At 41.2% G+C, this 18150-nt stretch carries 14 protein-coding genes; 3 read left to right on the forward strand and 11 right to left on the reverse strand.

Going from position 1 to position 18150, the window contains the following annotated elements:
- Positions 1-3 precede the first annotated feature (3 nt).
- Entirely contained in the window at positions 4-513 is a 510-nt protein-coding gene (locus tag EZ437_RS03375; protein WP_131593242.1) for a gamma carbonic anhydrase family protein, read from the forward strand.
- On the opposite strand, the gene EZ437_RS03380 is transcribed toward EZ437_RS03375, so the two are convergent.
- From EZ437_RS03380 to EZ437_RS03400, 5 genes are all read right to left on the reverse strand, one after another.
- Positions 506-2146: an Ig-like domain-containing domain gene (locus EZ437_RS03380; protein ID WP_131593244.1), complete on the reverse strand. Its 1641-nt coding sequence runs from the start codon at positions 2144-2146 to the stop codon at positions 506-508. The genes EZ437_RS03375 and EZ437_RS03380 overlap by 8 nt on opposite strands.
- A gap of 143 nt (positions 2147-2289) precedes the next feature.
- A complete protein-coding gene (mnmG, locus tag EZ437_RS03385; protein WP_131595132.1) occupies positions 2290-4152 on the reverse strand; it encodes a tRNA uridine-5-carboxymethylaminomethyl(34) synthesis enzyme MnmG in 1863 nt (620 codons plus the stop codon).
- Between the two features lie 71 nt (positions 4153-4223).
- A complete protein-coding gene (locus tag EZ437_RS03390; protein WP_131593246.1) occupies positions 4224-6080 on the reverse strand; it encodes an ABC-F family ATP-binding cassette domain-containing protein in 1857 nt (618 codons plus the stop codon).
- Positions 6081-6162: 82 nt separating this feature from the next.
- The gene (gene ybeY / locus EZ437_RS03395) at positions 6163-6594 is read right to left on the reverse strand and encodes an rRNA maturation RNase YbeY (RefSeq protein WP_131593248.1); all 432 of its coding nucleotides are present in this window, start codon (positions 6592-6594) and stop codon (positions 6163-6165) included.
- Positions 6595-6605: 11 nt separating this feature from the next.
- Positions 6606-9917: a hypothetical protein gene (locus EZ437_RS03400; RefSeq protein ID WP_131593250.1), complete on the reverse strand. Its 3312-nt coding sequence runs from the start codon at positions 9915-9917 to the stop codon at positions 6606-6608.
- Between the two features lie 189 nt (positions 9918-10106).
- Between EZ437_RS03400 and EZ437_RS03405 the strand changes: the two genes are divergently transcribed.
- Positions 10107-10877 carry a glycerophosphodiester phosphodiesterase gene (locus EZ437_RS03405; protein ID WP_131593258.1) on the forward strand — a complete coding sequence of 257 codons (771 nt, stop codon included), beginning with the start codon at positions 10107-10109 and terminating at the stop codon, positions 10875-10877.
- A gap of 89 nt (positions 10878-10966) precedes the next feature.
- Here the strand turns inward: EZ437_RS03405 and EZ437_RS03410 are convergent, their stop codons facing one another.
- From EZ437_RS03410 to porX, 6 genes are all read right to left on the reverse strand, one after another.
- A complete protein-coding gene (locus EZ437_RS03410; RefSeq protein ID WP_008241764.1) occupies positions 10967-11158 on the reverse strand; it encodes a cold-shock protein in 192 nt (63 codons plus the stop codon).
- A gap of 102 nt (positions 11159-11260) precedes the next feature.
- A complete protein-coding gene (locus tag EZ437_RS03415) occupies positions 11261-12196 on the reverse strand; it encodes a hypothetical protein (RefSeq protein WP_131593260.1) in 936 nt (311 codons plus the stop codon).
- Between the two features lie 17 nt (positions 12197-12213).
- Positions 12214-13455, reverse strand: coding sequence for an aspartyl protease family protein (locus tag EZ437_RS03420; protein ID WP_131593262.1), 1242 nt, complete (start codon positions 13453-13455; stop codon positions 12214-12216).
- Between the two features lie 14 nt (positions 13456-13469).
- Positions 13470-14696 (reverse strand): alanine dehydrogenase, encoded by a 1227-nt coding sequence (locus tag EZ437_RS03425; RefSeq protein ID WP_131593264.1) that lies wholly within the window; start codon positions 14694-14696, stop codon positions 13470-13472.
- Between the two features lie 63 nt (positions 14697-14759).
- A complete protein-coding gene (gene tsaE / locus EZ437_RS03430; protein ID WP_131593266.1) occupies positions 14760-15176 on the reverse strand; it encodes a tRNA (adenosine(37)-N6)-threonylcarbamoyltransferase complex ATPase subunit type 1 TsaE in 417 nt (138 codons plus the stop codon).
- A 2-nt stretch (positions 15177-15178) separates the two neighbouring features.
- Positions 15179-16732 (reverse strand): T9SS response regulator signal transducer PorX, encoded by a 1554-nt coding sequence (gene porX / locus EZ437_RS03435; RefSeq protein ID WP_131593268.1) that lies wholly within the window; start codon positions 16730-16732, stop codon positions 15179-15181.
- 105 nt (positions 16733-16837) lie between these two features.
- On the opposite strand from porX, the gene EZ437_RS03440 reads away from it, so the two are divergent.
- Positions 16838-18061, forward strand: a complete 1224-nt coding sequence (locus tag EZ437_RS03440) for an HD domain-containing protein (protein WP_131593270.1) — start codon at positions 16838-16840, stop codon at positions 18059-18061.
- Positions 18062-18150: the final 89 nt, after the last annotated feature.

The following is an 18150-nucleotide window of genomic DNA, read 5'->3' on the forward strand; positions in this document are numbered from 1 at the left end:
TTTATGCCAGTAATTTTACCAGTAAATGGAGTTAGCCCGCAATGGGGAGACAATTGTTTTATTGCAGAGAATGCAACAATAGTGGGCGATGTGCTGATGGGAGGAAATTGTTCGGTTTGGTTTAATGCAGTAATAAGGGGTGACGTGAACGCTATAACCATTGGAAATGATACCAATATACAAGATGGTGCGGTGATACATGCTACCTATCTGAAAGCCTCCACACACATAGGGAATAGGGTTTCTATTGGACACAATGCCATCGTTCACGGATGTACGCTTAAAGATCATGTGCTGGTTGGTATGGGAGCTATTGTGATGGATAACGTAGTAGTGGAAGAATACAGCATTATCGCTGCCGGATCCGTGGTGCTTGAAAATACGCATTGTGAAGGCGGCTTTATCTATGCCGGCACCCCGGCAAAAAAAATAAAACCCATTACTGAGGAGCAAAGGGCTTTATTAAATAAGTTGCCGGATAATTATATAATGTATTCGGACTGGTTTAGATAGGGTTTTCTTTAGGAATTTCGATTTTTTCATTCCGCTCCCAGTTGGCCTTTATAGAGAGTTCTTTGGGCTCGTTGTAGATTTTTTCCGGCTGTGCTTTTAAACTAACGTTGCCGGTATCCCATATCCCATTTTTATTGGCATCATAAATCACCCTTATAAAGTATTTTCCTTCTTTATAGTTGCTAAAGTTTATGGTAGTATCTTGTCTGATAGGAATGGTATTTACGACTGCTTTTGTTTCGTTTACAATTTCCAGGACGTAGGCTTTATCCTTTTCAGGTATGGTTATTTTAACACTTAAAGTACCGTAATTGTCTTTGCTTGCCAGTTCGAAGCTTTTACTAAATTCTTTATTCTTGGCCTTGAAAATTGCGGTGAATGCACCTTCGGAAAACTTCAGGTCGTATATTTTCTTTGGTTTCCATGGGTATTTGACATAATAGGAGAGTAAGTCCAGACTGTCTTTTTCCAATGTAAAGTTTTGCCTGGCTACAGAATCTTCCAGCAGGCTGATCTTGCTTATGTCGCTGCTTTCTATGGGAAAATTGAAGGTCATTTTGAAATGCCGGGCTGGAGGAAGGACTTTTCCTTCAATGTTGTCTGTAGCCGTTAACAGCCTCTGATAAGTATCTTTTTTACCCCTCGTTATCATGATCGTCTGCAATAATTTGCCTGCTTCTTTTAATACAATCTTGGTTGAGTCAAATCCAAGGTCTGTTAGCCATACCTTTAGTGAGTCGTTGTTTTTACTCCATTTGATTTTTTTACTGACATCGAGGTTATTTGGTTCAAGCACTACCACTTCCGGTGATTTGAGTTTTTGATTGATAACGATCGATATACTTCCATCCGGGTTAAGTTTTTTATCGAGTATTCTTAAAGCCGCTGCATTTTCCTTAAATAGTTTGAGGTTCATACTATCGCGATTTTTATCTACCAATACTACAGAATCTTTTAAGAAGGCGATATCATCCAGGTTCTGCTGATAGATTTTGTCGCCATTTTTTTCTTTTAAAGCATACAATCTATAGGTCCCTTTTCTTAAATTTTTCAAACTATAATTTCCACTACTATCCGTAGTGATGTAAATGGATGGTTTATTTTTCCCAAATAAAGTATCCCTTTCTATGGGAAATATAAAAGCAAGGGCATCAAGTTCAGGTAATCCTGTTAAGGAATTCGTTACCCGTCCGCTTATGCTCAAAGAATCCAGTTCCGGCCCTGTTGAGAATACGTAGCTGAGATTTTTAATTACATTGCTTTCATTTACATCAGCTATTGCAGCTCCGAAGTTCATAGTGTAGGTTGTGTTTTTCTCTAACGTATCAGGGAATGTAATCTCCAGGCTTTTTTGTTTTGTTTTAAGAATTGGTGGTTTTTCCAGTTCAGGAGAAATAGAAAATTCTTTAAACTCATTTTGCAATTTGAAGTACTCGTCAAATTGTATGATGACTTTTTTTGCGTTGAAATTAACAGTGAGGTTTTCAGGAATCATTTTTATCACTTTAGGAGGAGCGAGGTCTCTCGGCCCTCCCTGCGGTTGCTGCATGCTGGCACAGCCCGCTAACACCAGGGAGGCGAATAATACAGTGTTAAAAACGTTGAACTTTGATAGGATGTCTTTTTTGGCCATTTATCTGCGCTGTATTTAAATTTATTGTCATTCCGAAGGATATCATTCAAAAAGTTAGAAAATAGCTTATATCGCTTTAAAATGAGTCTTGTGTTTTATTTCTTTCTTGGTATTTAAAATATTATTAATCAGTAAGTTATAAATTATTTACTGATGTGAACCATTAAAACAGAGATATCTGAGGGTGACACGCCTGAAATACGGGATGCCTGCCCTAAGGTTCTGGGTTTAATTTTCAATAATTTCTCTCTTGCCTCTTTTGAAAGTGATACAAGTTGTGAATAGTCAAAATTTGGATTGATGTCTTTGTCTTCCATTTTCTGCATTTTATTTACAATTTCCTGTTCCTTTTCAAAATAGCTCTCATACTTAATTTTGATCTCTGCCTGTTCTATGGTCTCTTTATCAAATGGCTGGAGAAATTCGTTGAAGCCTGTGCTTACGGTCCTGAGGTCATTAATGCCGACCTGCGGTCTACTCAGGAGACTGAAGAGTTTAACATTTTGATTTAGCTTGCTAGTGCCAAGACCTTCCAGTAGTTCATTGGCGTCTGACATTTCTACTCCCTGTTTTTTAGCGAAAGCAACAATGGCATCTGAATCTTTAATTTTTTGGTTTACCAGTTCCAGGCGCTCATCGTTGATTAAGCCGAGTTTATGGCCGATGGGAGAGAGCCGGATGTCGGCATTGTCCTGTCTCAGTAACAAGCGGTGCTCCGCCCTGGAAGTAAACATCCTGTAGGGCTCTTCGGTACCTTTTGTTACCAGGTCGTCTATTAAAACACCAATATATGACTCGGAACGTTTCATAATTAGTTCATGCTGGTCAAAAACCTTCTGATGGGCGTTAATTCCAGCTATAAACCCTTGACTGGCAGCTTCTTCATAACCAGTAGTGCCATTTATTTGTCCTGCAAAGAATAAATTGCTTACCAGTTTCGTTTCGAGCGTCAGTGATAGCTGGGTTGGTGGAAAATAGTCATATTCTATGGCATAACCAGGTCTGAACATTTTAGCGTTTTCAAACCCGGGGATTTGGGTTAGCGCTCTATATTGAACATCTTCGGGCAGGGAGGTGGAAAATCCATTGACATAGATTTCACAGGTGTCCCAGCCCTCTGGCTCTACAAAGATTTGGTGTCTTTCCCGTTCTGCAAAACGGTTGATCTTGTCTTCGATAGAAGGACAGTATCTTGGACCGAGGCCCTTGATCCTTCCTGTAAACATTGGCGACTTCTCAAAGCCCTCTTTTAGGGTTTCGTGTACATTTGTATTGGTATAGGTGATCCAGCAGCAACGTTGTTTTTTTGGAACAGTGGTATTTGTAAAGGAGAACTTGCCCGGATTTTCATCGCCCCACTGTTCTTCCATCAAGCTGTAGTTTAGTGAACGTCCGTCTACACGGGGTGGGGTGCCGGTCTTCATTCTTCCTGCTTCAAAACCAATAGAAGTAAGTTGCTCTGTGAGCCCTGTCGCTGCTTTTTCGCCAGTCCTGCCCCCACCAAATTTCTTTTCTCCGATATGTATCAATCCGTTGAGGAACGTGCCGTTGGTCAGCACGACCGCCTTACCATAAATTTCTACTCCAATAGAGGTTTTAACACCGACAACAGTGTTGTTCTTAATGATCAGGCTGCTCACCATGTCTTGCCAGAAATCCACGTTTTGCGTACGCTCTAAACCCAACCTCCACTCTTCTGCAAATCTTTTCCTGTCATTCTGGCTACGGGGACTCCACATAGCGGGCCCCTTCGATAGATTGAGCATTCTGAACTGTAAAGTTGTCTTGTCGCTTATTATACCAGAATAGCCGCCCATTGCGTCGATCTCACGAACGATCTGACCTTTAGCTACGCCACCCATTGCTGGGTTGCAGCTCATTTGGGCAATCGTTTCCATATTCATGGTAATCAGCAGGACCGAGGAACCCATGTTTGCTGCCGCCGCGGCTGCTTCGCAGCCCGCATGACCAGCCCCAACTACAATTACATCATATTCTTTAAACATCGTCTTTTTAGTTTGCGTTTCACGTGAAACATTGATAATAGGTTTCACGTGAAACGTTTGTTTTTATTTCGTCATGACAAGGCCAGCCATCTTTCCATGACTGTATCCATTTCATTGTTTAGTGTTTCTATTGATTTGGTGATGGTTTGAATTTCTACATAATTCGCACTGTCTATTATTAGCAGTGCAGCCGTGCTCTTTGCAATGATCTCTTCAATTTCCGCTATTCTCGACTCCAGTGATTCCAGTTCTTTCTGATCTTTAAAGCTGAGTTTTTTTGCAGCGGGCGCAGGTGCTGTATTGGGGCTTGGCGCGGGACTGTCCTTTTTCTTTTCGGTTTTTGGGACATCCAGGCTAAGTCTGTATTCAGAATAATTGCCATTGTAAATGTTTACATCCCCATTTCCTTCCATGATAAAGAGCTGTTCGCTCATCTTGTCCAATAGATACCTGTCATGAGAAACAAGAATTAATACACCAGGGAAATTTTCCAAGAACTCTTCCAATACGTTTAATGTATCAATATCAAGGTCATTTGTTGGCTCATCCAATATCAGGAAATTAGGATTTTGCATTAACACTTTCATTAGGTGCAACCGTTTCTTTTCCCCTCCGCTAAGCTTTTCTACCATCCCATGCTGCTTTTTTGGAGGAAACAAAAACAAAGTCAATAATTGGGAAGCAGAGATCGTCTGCCCGTCTGCCATTTTGATGTACTCCGCATCTGACTTAACAATATCAATTACCCTTTCCTTTTCATTGAATGCAAGTCCGCCTTGTTTATAGTACCCATATACGGTTGTTTCGCCTGTGCTTACTTTCCCTTTTTCAGGTGTTAAGTAACCTGTTATGATATTTAATAAAGTCGACTTTCCGGTACCATTCTTTCCTGCCAATCCTATTCTGTCAGCACGTTTAAATATATAACTAAAATCACCAATGATATTATTGTTGTCAAAGCTCTGGCCAATATGGTCCAATTCCAAGATCTTGTTTCCTTGGCGAGACATTTTAACATTTAGCGTAATAGATTGATTGTCAGTTCTTTGCTTGGTTTTGCTTTCCAGATCGTAAAAAGCATCAATTCTTGCCTGAGATTTGGTGGCACGCGCTTGTGGCATCCTTCTCATCCACTCCAGTTCTTTCTTCAGCAAGTTTTTGTTCTTCTGAAAAGTACTCTCGTCGGCAGACTCCCGTTCTGACTTCTTCTCTAGGAAATAGGCATAGTTGCCATTATAGTTGTAGATCTTCCCCCTGTCTAGTTCTACAATGGTATTGCAGACATTGTCAAGAAAATACCTGTCGTGCGTAACCAGCAGAATTGTTTTATTACCCGAAGTGAGTAGTTTCTCCAGCCATTCAATAGTATCAATATCTAGGTGATTGGTGGGCTCGTCCAGCACCAGGATTTCGGGATCTTCAATAAGCAACTTTGCCAGTGCAAGCCGTTTTTTTTGTCCGCCTGAAAGTGTCGATATCTGTTGCTGAAGGTGGGTAATTCCCATTCTGCTCAGAATGGTTTTAATCTCATGCTCATATTCCCAGGCATTGTGCTCGCTGAGCTCCTCATACAAGCGGTTTAATGCTTTCTCGTCAGGATTAGGGTCTTCAATCAGTTCTTCATATTCTTTAATAAGCTGTTGCTGTTTATTGTCCAGAGAAAAGATAAAGTCACTGATAGAATAACCATCAGGAAAGGAAGGCTCCTGATCCAGGAATCCAATTTTCACAAATTTATTCTTTACAATTTTACCTTCAAGAGGAGAGAAGCGCTCTGCCAATAGTTTTAAAAGGGTACTTTTTCCAGCGCCATTGATGCCCACAAGGGCTACACGCTGACCGGTTTGAATACCCAGTGTCAAGTTTTTAAATAGCCATTCGTCGTGATAAGCATGGCCTAAGTTTTCGGCTGCAATTAGTGTGCTCAAAGTAAGTGTTTAAACGATATTACTGATAAGAAATTATTACAAAAGTACAATAATTCTTTTTGTATAAGGTTTTGTATGATTGTTATATATGAAGAGCGGCGAGGTAGTGGTTCTCTTTTTGTGTCATCTGTGTTTTATCAGCCTTGCTTTTGTCTTTGTAACCCAACAAATGCAATGTGCCGTGGATCATTACCCTGCACAGCTCCTCCTTCGGACTGTGCTTATAAAGCATCGCGTTATCCCGGATTCTGTCTATGCTGATAAACACATCCCCTGTGATCATTTTAAGTACTTCTGAGTTGTCAAATGTGATTACATCGGTATAAGTGTCATGATCCAGGTATTGCTGGTTTATACGCAATAAATACTCGTCAGAGCAAAAGATAAAACTCAGCTCATCCACTTCGTATCCCTCTGCTAGGATGGCTTTCGCTATCCATGCTTTTATTTTACGCTTGTCTTTTAAGACATACTTAATCTCTTCCGTGAAAAAATTGATTACCCGCTTTCCCATTTATTGTTTTGTTATTGGGCCGAATCTAACATTTTAAAATACTCGATGATCTTATTTTTATAATAATGATTCAGGTCTGCAGGTAATTTCTGAAGACTTTCTGTCTGGCTTTGCTGTGCCTTTTTAAAATTTTCAAGCATTTTTTTATAGGACGGAGGGAAGTCTTTGGCCGCCTTGCTTTGCCTTTTTTGTTCTTCATCTTCTTCCCGCTCTGCATTTTCTGCATCAAGTAATTTATCAAGCAGCTTCTTCTGGCGATCCATTGTCGCCTGCTCTATTCTTTTATTAACCAGGTCTGTCTCGGTTGCTTTCATGTCCTTGATCATTTGATCCGTATTGCCCTGACCGTTCTTGCCATTCTTATTTTCATTATTGATCTTTTGCAATGCTTTCCTGATCATTTGCTGTTGCTGGGCCATTTTACCAAATTCCTGGCTCATCTGCCCTTTTGGAACTGTTCCCTGGTTGCCGTTTTTCTGCATTTGCTCTTTTGCCTTTTGCATGTTCTGGTTCAGCTGCTGCTGCATTTTTTGCAGTTCCTGCATCCCTGTTTTACTGCCCTTGCTACCGCCCTTTTGACCTTTTTTCTTTGCATTTTGCAGCTGGTCAAGCGCTTCATTAAGCATCAGCGAGAGGTTGTTAATAGCAGTCATGGTGTACTGCTGGTTCCTGTTGGCTACCGCAGTATTCCGCTCTCCCAGGTTTTCCAGGCTCTTATCAAGGTTGAAATTGATCTTTTGCATTTCCTCGTTCACGGCCGACTCAATCTGAGGGACTTTTTTACTCAAGGATAATAAGCTGTCGGCAATCATAGCCATATTGTCTTTGATGTTGCGCTGTTTTTGTACCAGCGGTGTATACTGCGGGTCGCCGGATCCAATATTCCTAAGACCAAGCATTACTTTTTCCTGATCGAAGGAGCTGTTTAGCAGATTTTCAAGTAATTGTCTTAATTCTTGCGCGTTTACGCTGTTTTCTGCTTCCTCCGACTGCTGCTGCGTCTCTTCCATTTGCTTTGCCAGCTCCTCCATCTCTTTGCCGGCTTTGTCCTGACTTTTAGCAGCGTCTTCTTTGTTGTTTTTGTCGAGATTTTCTTTACTGCCTTTCTGATCCTGCTTTATGCTGTTTACTTCCTTCTCAGGCTTTTTAAAATCATTGGGGCGCTCCAGCGATTGGTTTTTATCAGAAAGCTTTTGCAATTCCTTTTCAAGTTCTTCGAATTGGGATGATAGTTTTTGTTGTTCATTTTTCAGCTCAGTAGTAGCTGCGTCTTTTGAATTGGTTTTTTTCGACAATTCTTTTTGCTCCTTAGCGAGGTCCTTTAGCCTGTCTATGTTGTTCTGCAGGTTTTGTTCAAATTCCAGTTGCTTGTACAGCTCCAGAATCCTATCCAGTTCATTCTTCAAAGATTTATTGTCCATTTGCATTTTAGACAACTCATTCTGTGTCTGGTCTTTGTTCTGTTGGTCCATTAGCTTTTGCAATTGTTCCAGCAAAGCCTTCGTTTTATCATCCAGCACGTTATTAAACAGGTCGTCTATTTGTTTCTGTTTTTCTGCGAGCTCATCTTTTAAAACATTGTTTTCTTCTTTTTCGAAGGTATTCCTTTCATTCAGTTTTTTAATTTCTTTAACCAGGTCTTCCAGCTGTTTTTGCTTATCCAGTAATTGCTCGACTTGTTTTTTATCTTCAAATGTCAGCTGCTTTTTATCCAGGAGTGTCTCCGTAATTTTTTTACTTTCCTTTTCTACTGCTGCCGCCAATTTAATGGCCTTTTCCATCTGGTTTTTTAATGCCGAACTTCCCTGCTCTATCTTTTCAGATACTTCATATGGTGTAGGTACTTCAACTATTTTTATGTCAGATTTAATCTTTTTGGGGCCATTTACGCCATCGTTGTCTGCTAGTTCAAAATAGTATTCAAGCGATTGCCCTGCCTTTAAGCCGACTTCGCGGAGGTTCCAGAGAAAGAAGAAAGCATCATCCTGAACGCCTTTCTTAATCGCAATGGATTTTGAAAACCCAGCCTTAAGCGATCCATTTTCGCGAACGTTATAATGAAACTTCAGTGCTGAAAAACCATGGTCATCAGAGATGTTGCCCGAAAAATAGCGTACTTTGCTGCTCAGCGAATCAGCTGATTCCACTACCTTTATATCGGGAAACTCGTCTTTTATCACACTGATCTGATGCGACAAAACATCCTTGCTTTTTATGAAGTCATTTTCAGGGATAATCTGATAGGCGGTATTGTTGCGGATAGCAGCTTTGAAGTTAAATGCACTACCATTGGCTAACAAAGAGTGGTTTTTGTCGCCCAGGACGAAACGGAGCCTGTCACTATTTTGCGTCTGGAATTCCCAGGATATAACCGTGCCTTCAGGAACCAGCAAATCTCCTGCATTCAGAACTGATTCTGACTTTTTATTCAGATAGGACGGGTAGTTTAGCCTGGCAGTGATATTGATGACCACCGGACGTGATTTTACCACAATGGTATGGTTCAGCGAACTAAAGCCACCTCCAAAAAAACTGATTTGCTTGTTCTTTTGCAGGTTTTTGAAAGTATAATTGAATAAGGTACTGCGCTCCTTTTCAAGTTTATAGGAGTTTACGCCATCAGAAACATATACTTCCTGTGGAATCTCATTGCCTGTCATCTTTAATCTGATGGTCACATCATCGCCCTGTGATACGATCAGGTTACTGTTTAGTAACACGAACTGAAAAGGAGATTTTGGCAGGATCTTTTTATCATACTGTACAAAGCTGCGGGTCCCTTCGCTAAGAATAGCTGGTGAGATGATGCCGATCAGAATAATGACAGACAATGGCGCCAGAAAGTATTTGACATACTTTTTATTTTCGTTAAAGCGAATTGCATTGGTAAAGGGAATGGGCTTTAGTTCCATGATCTTTTGGTCAATTCCCGCCAGGATCAACATATTGTCCTTTGGGCTCTGATCTGCCAGGGCTTTTAACTGCAAGGTATTTAGCAGCTTGTCCTTCACGTTAAAAAAATGGTCGCCAATGAGCAAGGCCGCCTGCTGTATGCTTAGGTTTTTGCCTAGCTTGAAATAAGACAAGGCAGGTTTAACGATCAGCATGGCAATGATCAGAGTGGCAGCAAACAGGAAAGAAAAAAATAATACCGTTTTAACAACAATGCCAGGATTGGTGTAATAGACGAACAGGAACAAAAAGAGGTAAGCGCCTAACAATAATGCTGCAGCATAAATGGTTCCACGCAAAAGTTTATTAAGATAAAACTTTTGGATGAACTCATTGACTTTAGAAATTAAAAGGTCGTAATTGCTGTCCATTAACACTCGAATGATCAATAAAGTTAAAAAATAACTTCAAGAAAACATTTATATTATCATTAACGCTTATTTTAGCTGAAAGTATTTATTATGCTCCTCGTCCTGCTGAGTTTATTTTGCTTCGCAGCTACTGCGTGGTCAGCATCCAGGGCATAACTTTTTGAAAACCGATATTTATAGAAAAAACGAATGAAATCAATTTTAGCTATTGGAATAATGCTCCTTACCTTTTCAACAACTAATGCACAATATAACCCGGTGATCGCCCACCGTGGAGCCTGGAAAGCAAAAGCTTTGCCGGAGAATTCTATTGCTTCCCTTAATGAAGCGGTAAGACTGGGATGTTTCGGGGCTGAATTTGATATCCATATGACGGCCGACAGTATCCTGGTTGTAAACCACGATGCTGATTTTTTCGGAATGAAGATCGCTAAAACCAATTATGCTGACCTGTTGCAGAAAAAGCTGTCTAACGGGGAAAGCATCCCTACGCTTGAGGAATACTTAAAAGCGGGAATGAAGCAAAAGAAGACCAAATTGATTCTTGAGATAAAGCCTTCAGGCGTAAGCAAGGACTGGGATATGAAAATGACCGACAAATCTGTGGCGATGGTGAAAAAACTAAAGATCAAGCCTTTGGTGGATTACATCAGTTTTGGATATGATATTTTGCAGCGTATATTAACGCTCGACCCGAAAGCTAAAGTTGCTTATTTAAAAGGTGATATACCACTTGAAAAACTTAAAGAAGACGGCTTTTACGGTGCCGACTATCATTACAGCGTTTATCAGAAGGGTGAGTGGTTTGTCAAAGCAAAGGAGCTGGGCCTAACCATCAACGCCTGGACGGTGAATGAATTAAAAGATATGAACTGGTTAATTGAGAATAAGGTAGAATTCATTACTACCAATGAGCCTGAACTGTTGTTGGAGACACTCAAAGGGAAAGCGCAAAAGTAAGCGTTGTAGCATGACACGGGTTGTAATTAAAACAAAAAAAGGGTGTCTAATTTTGTTAGACACCCGTTACAATTTATGTTTTTAATAATCTAGATTACTTTAACATTAATCGCATTCAACCCTTTTTTACCGCTTTCAACGTCGTATTCAACTTTGTCGTTTTCACGAATTTCATCGATAAGGCCTGTTGAATGTACAAAGATTTCGCTATCTCCGTTTGCAGGGATAATGAATCCGAAACCTTTAGTTACATTAAAAAATTTTACTGTTCCTTCTTGCATTGTATTATTTATTAAAAAATTAAGTGTGCAAGGTACATAATATTTTTTATTAAAAATGCAAATGCTTCATTTTTTGACGAATATAAAATTTAAAAAACAATATTAATTTTGTTTTCTCCCAACAACAACCAATGTTATTTCGCTGGAGTGTGGTATTCCGAGCGTACTGCCCGGTATCACCTGCAGCAGGTTTTTGAGATAAACATTGATAATGGCCTCTAAAGATTTCTTGCGTGCCTCCCGGTGTTCGGGAAGCACATTTCCAAAGGAAATGAGGTGCATTCTACCGGCGGCATCGACTACTACATTAAATTCATAGCCAAAATCTTTATAGGCTTTTTCGATCACAATCCTGTACTGCGGGAACAGATAATCATAGGCAGCAGTTCTTCCTGAGAAGGGATCTGTTGTGCTTTTTTGCATCACACTAGCCATGTTGTTTCGGGGGATAAACCGGACTGGCAGACGCCCCGCAAAGGCAGTTTTCGGATTGGCAGGGTCCCTGTTTGCTTTTTCCGCAAGTCCCCTTATATAAACAGTGTCTGCTTTTGTGGGTCTTTGCAAGACCTCTGGTGTTGTTTTAAGTACGTTTTTAATGTAGTTCTCGGAGTAGTAGGTAATATTTACATCAGAGCGGATGTCGCTGGCAATCTCCTTCTTTTGTACATGGAGACGTTGAAATACCAGGCTGTCTTTGCTGAGCTTCCTGATCCTGAAATACTCTTTTGCAAAGTTGTATACATCTCCATGGTCATACATTAAAAAGAAAGGCTGCATCCTGAGTTTTTGTGGGCTCCAGGCCATTACCGTATCGTTCGACTTAAACTGTATGATCCAGGTGGGTTCCTGCTGAAACCCCATTTCATTAAACGACAACCCATTACTAAACCTGCGTTTTACTTCATGATATTTTATCCCCAGGATATGATCAAAAGTTAACCTTACGGGCGGTGCTTTTTCTTTGCTTTTTGTTTTCTGATCGCAGCTAAAAAATAGAACAGGGGGCAGTAGTAAAATGAGTAGTGATTTTCTGAGCATTTTGTAAAATTAACACATTATATTCTTTTCTTTAATTTTATTAGACGGATTAGCACACTTCCATTTCTGTATACCGAGATAAATACCGGCTTGCCGTCTTCAGAACGGAATATCCTGGTGATGTCATTGAGGCTGAGCTTGGATGTCCTGACGAAGTTGATTGTCAGGATCTCATCTTCCGGCATGAGGCCGGACTGCTCTGCAGGAGAGTTGGCTTCGATCCTGCTGATGAAGAAACGCTTTTTATCTATTTCTTCCATGAAGAACTCTATGCCCGACATATCGTGCTCAAATGGGCGCTTGTAGTATTGGTTTTGTCTGACATACATGGCCTCGCCTGCATAATCAAAAATGATGTTGAACCGGCTCAGTATGTCGGCGCCCAGGTTACCATTTCGTCCTCGCAAATAGGTTTTGGCGGCAACATCGCTGTATATCGGATACGATGTGATGACGTCTTTCATAGTAAAGCTGCCCAAATGTACCAAAGGTATGCGGCCGATGCTTCCGCTGATCGGTCCGCTTAGCCCTACCCCAAGGTTTGCCTGTATGGCATTGGAAGGAGCAGGAAAGGGCTTTTCCTCATAGGTTTCTAAAGAAATGGCGTGACTGGCCCCATTATCTACTACCATCTTTGCAGTAACTTTGCCCAGCTCGGCTGTTTCTATGTCTATGTTGATATAAGGTTTGCTATTGATGATCTGCACGGGTATTTTCTCTCCCCTTATTTTCTTTTTTGTCCCTGGCAAGTTAAACAACAGCCTTTTGTTGGCGTATTTTAATTCCACAATGAAACTGTTGAAAAAGGAATGGCCCAGCAATCCATATATCCTGGTGCCTACATAACTGGATAAGCCGAATATATCTTCCTTTAAGATCGCTGCAGGCATATTGCTAATCGTAGCCCGGCCTATTTTTGCGGCGATGTCGCCGCTAAGGAAGGCGTCTATTTCAACACCTTTGCCCAGACCATTTATTTTAATGGGACGCAGGTTTTTAAGATCAAGGCTTTTAACCAGCGTGGTGTCTGTGATGATCATCGGCCCTACACCTGTGTCTAAAATAAAATTAAAAGGACCTTTGCCATTGATGTACAGCGGCACGATCACCAGGTTTCGAACCATGGTAAAATTGATGGCATCTTTCTGTCTTTTGCCGGCAAAGCTAAACTGCTGTGCATTGGCGGCTGCGGCGTCGACTAGGTGTATCACTGCGACCATCAGTAATAGCTTTGGCAGGAACAGGTTAAGGCAGCGCATAAGATCTGCGTGTACTATTGATTGGCGGCTACCAAAAGCTCGATGTCTTTGTAGGGAAGATTAAACATCGCTGCGAGGTCCTGATTGGTAAGGTGGCCCTGGTAAATATACAATGCTTCCCTGATGCCTGGCTTGTTCCACACCACGTTCATTAATCCGCCCATATCACCCATGTCGACAAGAATTGGCGTAAAGATGTTTGTCAATGCATAAGAGGCCGTTCTCGGTACACGGGAGGCAATATTTGGAACACAATAATGAATGACATCATGTTTTCTGAATACGGGGTCCATATGGTTGGTGACTTCAGATGTTTCGAAGCAGCCACCCTGATCGATGCTTACATCAATAACCACCGAATCAGGTTTCATCCTCGCAACGGTTTCTTCCATGACAATGCATGGACTTCTGCCATGAGAGGCACGGATGGCACCTATTACTACATCGCAGGTAGTAATGGCTTTGCCCAAAACAATTGGCTGCATAACGGAGGTAAACACCCGGCTTCCGAGGTTGTTTTGAAGTCGGCGCAAGCGATAAATCGAGCTGTCAAATACCTTTACTTCTGCACCTAAAGCCAGGGCTGTTCTGGCCGCGTACTCACCCACTGTGCCCGCACCCAATATGACGATCTCTGTAGGTGGAACACCTGTAAAGCCACCCAGCATCAGGCCTTTGCCTCCGGTAACATTGCTCAGGTATTCTGCTGCAATAAAAATGGAAGTGGCACCTACAATCTCACTCATGGCCCTTACTACGCTGAGGATATTGCCTTCGTCTCTAAGGTTTTCAAAACAAAGTGCATTGATCTTTTTGTTGAGCATTGCCTTCAGGTAATCCTCTTTGAGCCCGCCCATTTGCAGTGCAGATATGAGGGTCTGCCCCTTCCGCATCATGGCGATTTCATCAAGTGTAGGAGGGGCTATTTTTACGAGCACATCCGCCTCAAAAACATCTTTCTTGTTGAAGGAGATGATTGCGCCTTGTTCGCTATAGTCATTGTCGGAAAAGTTAGAGCCTACGCCGGCCCCTGTCTCGATAACTACTTTGTGCCCGTTGTTTACCAGCAGGGCAACTGATAAAGGGGTCAGTGCAATCCTGTTTTCCTGAAATGAGATTTCCTTAGGGATACCAATATACAAACTGTTGCTTCTTTTACTAGTTTCGAGCATTGCTTCCTTAGGTTGTAACAATCCTTTTTGAGCAATAGAGGCCATGCCTTCACGTAATCCTGTAGCCATTTTAGTTTATATTTTTTTTGCTTGAAATTAGGAAAAATTAACGGAAAAGCAGGGATAATTCTTTTATATTTTTGAGATGGAAAGCAATCTCTCCGTCGGGCTTATGGTTGATATGCTGACTTTTATATACTCCTCGGGCAATAGCTCCGCTATTTTTTCCGGCCATTCTATCAGGCAGATATTGTCTGAATAGAAATACTCCTCGTAGCCAATGTCGTATGCTTCCCGTATCGATTTTATCCGGTAAAAATCAAAGTGATAAATGATTTTTTCTTCGGAATGGTATTCATTGACAATAGAAAAAGTGGGGCTGGACACGACTTCATTTACACCAAGGGCACGGCAAAGCGACTTGATAAAAGTAGTCTTTCCTGCGCCCATGTCGCCCTCAAAGATGAAAAACTTTGCCCCTGCGGCAAAGTCTAAAACGGATACTGCGGCCTGATCTAGATCGGCAAGGCCGCTTACGGTAATATTCATTGTTATCTGGAACTATAGGTAGCGATTGGAATGATCATTTCTTCAAGGGATATACCCCCGTGCTGGAAGGTTTCATTGTAGTAGTTTACAAACTGGTTGTAGTTGTTCTGATAAACAAAATAACGGTCTTCCTTGGCAAAGATATAATTGGAACTGATATTAATTTTTGGCAATTGGGCTTCATGAGGGTTCTTGATCAGAAAGACCTCTTTGGCATTAAAATTAAGGTTACGCCCCTGTTTATACCTTAAATTGGTGTTGGTATTTCTGTCTCCGATGACTTTACTTGGGTGCTTTACCCGGATAGTTCCGTGGTCGGTGGTGATGATCACTTTCACATTCTTCTGCGCAATTTTCTTCAGGAGTTCCATCAAAGGAGAGTGCTCAAACCAGGACAGGGTAAGGGAGCGGTAAGCGGCATCGTCGTTGGCCAGTTCGCGGATCATCTGCATGTCAGTCCTGGCATGGGAAAGCATGTCGACAAAATTATAGACGATGGCGTTAAATTCATTTTGCATTAGATTGTTGATCGTTTCATTTAATGCCTTACCATCATCGTAGGTTAGGATCTTATTGTAGCTGAACTTGCAATCCTTGCGCAGGCTGCGTTTGATCTGGTCGGCCAGGAAAGCTCCTTCATGCATATTCTTGCCTCCCTCATCATCATCATTCTGCCACAATCCGGGAAAACGCTTCTCCATTTCTAGCGGCATCAGGCCGGAGAAGATCGCATTTCTGGCATATTGGGTTGCCGTAGGTAAAATGCTGGAATAAGTATCTTCCTCGTCCAGCCGGAAATGCTCTGAAATAAGGGGATTGATGATCCTCCATTGATCATACCTCAGGTTGTCGATCAGTATAAAGAAAACAGGTGTCGTGCTGTTTATTAAAGGAAATACTTTTTTCTTAAGGAGCTCATTAGACAAAAGGGGCGATTGTCCTTTGCCGTTCACCCAGCCGAGGTAATGGTCTTCAATAAACTTGGAGAACTGCATATTGGCCTCAGATTTTTGCATCGTCAGGATCTCATGCATCTGCGGATCATCGAGTTTTTCAAGTTCAAGCTCCCAGAAAACTAGTTTTTTATAAACTTCAACCCATTCTTCGTAACTTAGCTTATCATTTAACGTCATGCCCAGACGGCGAAAATCCTGCTGATAGGCCATAGAGGTACGTTCGCTGACAAGACGTTTATTATCTACGATCTTTTTTATAGTCAGGAGTACTTGTTTGGGGTTGACAGGCTTAATAAGGTAGTCGTCAATTTTGGACCCTATTGCATCCTCCATCAGATTTTCTTCTTCACTTTTGGTGATCAATACTACCGGAACATCATTTCTGATGTTTTTAATAGCCGTAAGTGTCTCCAGTCCGCTCAGTCCCGGCATGTTCTCGTCCAAAAATACCAGGTCAAAGTGTTCCTTGCCAAAAGCTTCCAGCGCATCATTTCCATTGGTATAGGTGGTTACGTGGTAACCTTTTTCATTGAGTAAAAGTATATGTGGTTTTAACAAGTTAATCTCATCATCGGCCCATAGAATCTTGGTTTCCTGCATCGTTATTTTATAAAGGATGTAAATTAAATTATAAAAAGAAGGCTCTCCTTTTCATACTATGGATAAAAATAGCAATTTTTGTACCGTATAATTTATTTTTAAAGATTGAACAAAAAGAAAATAATAAATGATCCGGTATATGGCTTCATTAGCATCCCGTCTGCCATCATATTTGATCTGATCTCTCACCCCTATTTTCAGCGGCTAAGATACATCAAACAACTGGGAATGACCCATCTGGTATACCCGGGGGCCTTGCATACCCGGTTTCACCACGCATTGGGTGCAATGCACTTGATGAGCCTGGCCATAGAAGTGCTGAGAGGTAAGGGGCATCCGATCAGCAAAGAGGAAGAAGAAGCTGCCACAATTGCTATTTTACTGCATGACATCGGACACGGACCTTTCTCGCATGCACTGGAGCACTCCCTGGTAAACGGGATAAAGCATGAAGACATCTCTATGCTGATCATGGAAAAGCTCAACAAAGCGTTTGAGGGAAAGCTGACCCTTGCGATCAATATCTTTAAGGGAAATTATGAAAAGTCTTTTCTGTCTCAGCTTGTATCAAGCCAGCTGGATCTGGACAGAATGGATTATTTAAACCGTGACAGCTTTTTTACCGGTGTAAGTGAGGGTGTGATCAGTTTTGACAGGATCATTAAGATGTTTAATGTGCTGGATGACAACTTGGTAATCGAAGAGAAAGGGATCTATTCGATCGAGAAGTTTCTGATAGCGAGAAGGCTGATGTACTGGCAGGTTTATCTGCACAAAACAGTGGTAGCTGGAGAGCAGGTATTGGTGAAGATCTTAAAACGGGCGAAATACCTTGCTGTGCGTGGAGAAACACTGTTTGCGACTCCGGCACTTGATTATTTTCTTAAAAATGACGTTACAGAGGATGTTTTCTTTTCAGATGACCAGCATCTGCAGCGTTTCTCTGAGCTGGATGATCAGGATATATTCGCCTCTGTAAAGGTATGGAGAAATCACGGTGACAGAATACTGTCGCTGCTTTGTCAGATGCTGACAGATAGAAATTTATATAAAGTAGAGATCAGTAATACCGTTCCGGATGCCGGACGTGTAGCCATGTTAAAACAAAATACAGCTAAAGTATTGGGGCTGACAGAAGAAGAAGTATCCTACTTTGTATTTACGGACGTGATCAGCAACAGAGCTTATAACGCCGGAAACAGTAATATAAATATCCTTTTGAAAAACAATATGATCGTGGATATTGCAAAAGCCTCAGATTTATCTAACTTAGAATCTTTAGACAAAACAGTGAAGAAGCACATACTGTGTTATCTGAGAATTATTTAGCATTATTTAACAAAATATTTAATTTATAATCACGTTTTTAGATTTCTTAATCTAAGAACGAATTTGATAACCTAGGTAGGTTTTTTTGT

Origin of the sequence: Pedobacter psychroterrae (assembly GCF_004331695.1) — a bacterium.
Classification (GTDB): domain Bacteria; phylum Bacteroidota; class Bacteroidia; order Sphingobacteriales; family Sphingobacteriaceae; genus Pedobacter; species Pedobacter psychroterrae.

Bases quoted from the DNA above. Each gene is read 5' to 3' on its own strand.
- EZ437_RS03405 (WP_131593258.1), top strand. From the start codon at position 10,107: ATGAAATCAATTTTAGCTATTGGAATAATGCTCCTTACCTTTTCAACA.
- EZ437_RS03380 (WP_131593244.1), bottom strand. From the start codon at position 2,146: ATGGCCAAAAAAGACATCCTATCAAAGTTCAACGTTTTTAACACTGTA.
- EZ437_RS03410 (WP_008241764.1), bottom strand. From the start codon at position 11,158: ATGCAAGAAGGAACAGTAAAATTTTTTAATGTAACTAAAGGTTTCGGA.
- ybeY (WP_131593248.1), bottom strand. From the start codon at position 6,594: ATGGGAAAGCGGGTAATCAATTTTTTCACGGAAGAGATTAAGTATGTC.
- EZ437_RS03375 (WP_131593242.1), top strand. From the start codon at position 4: ATGCCAGTAATTTTACCAGTAAATGGAGTTAGCCCGCAATGGGGAGAC.
- EZ437_RS03400 (WP_131593250.1), bottom strand. From the start codon at position 9,917: ATGGACAGCAATTACGACCTTTTAATTTCTAAAGTCAATGAGTTCATC.
- EZ437_RS03415 (WP_131593260.1), bottom strand. From the start codon at position 12,196: ATGCTCAGAAAATCACTACTCATTTTACTACTGCCCCCTGTTCTATTT.
- EZ437_RS03420 (WP_131593262.1), bottom strand. From the start codon at position 13,455: ATGCGCTGCCTTAACCTGTTCCTGCCAAAGCTATTACTGATGGTCGCA.
- porX (WP_131593268.1), bottom strand. From the start codon at position 16,732: ATGCAGGAAACCAAGATTCTATGGGCCGATGATGAGATTAACTTGTTA.
- mnmG (WP_131595132.1), bottom strand. From the start codon at position 4,152: ATGTTTAAAGAATATGATGTAATTGTAGTTGGGGCTGGTCATGCGGGC.
- EZ437_RS03425 (WP_131593264.1), bottom strand. From the start codon at position 14,696: ATGGCTACAGGATTACGTGAAGGCATGGCCTCTATTGCTCAAAAAGGA.
- tsaE (WP_131593266.1), bottom strand. From the start codon at position 15,176: ATGAATATTACCGTAAGCGGCCTTGCCGATCTAGATCAGGCCGCAGTA.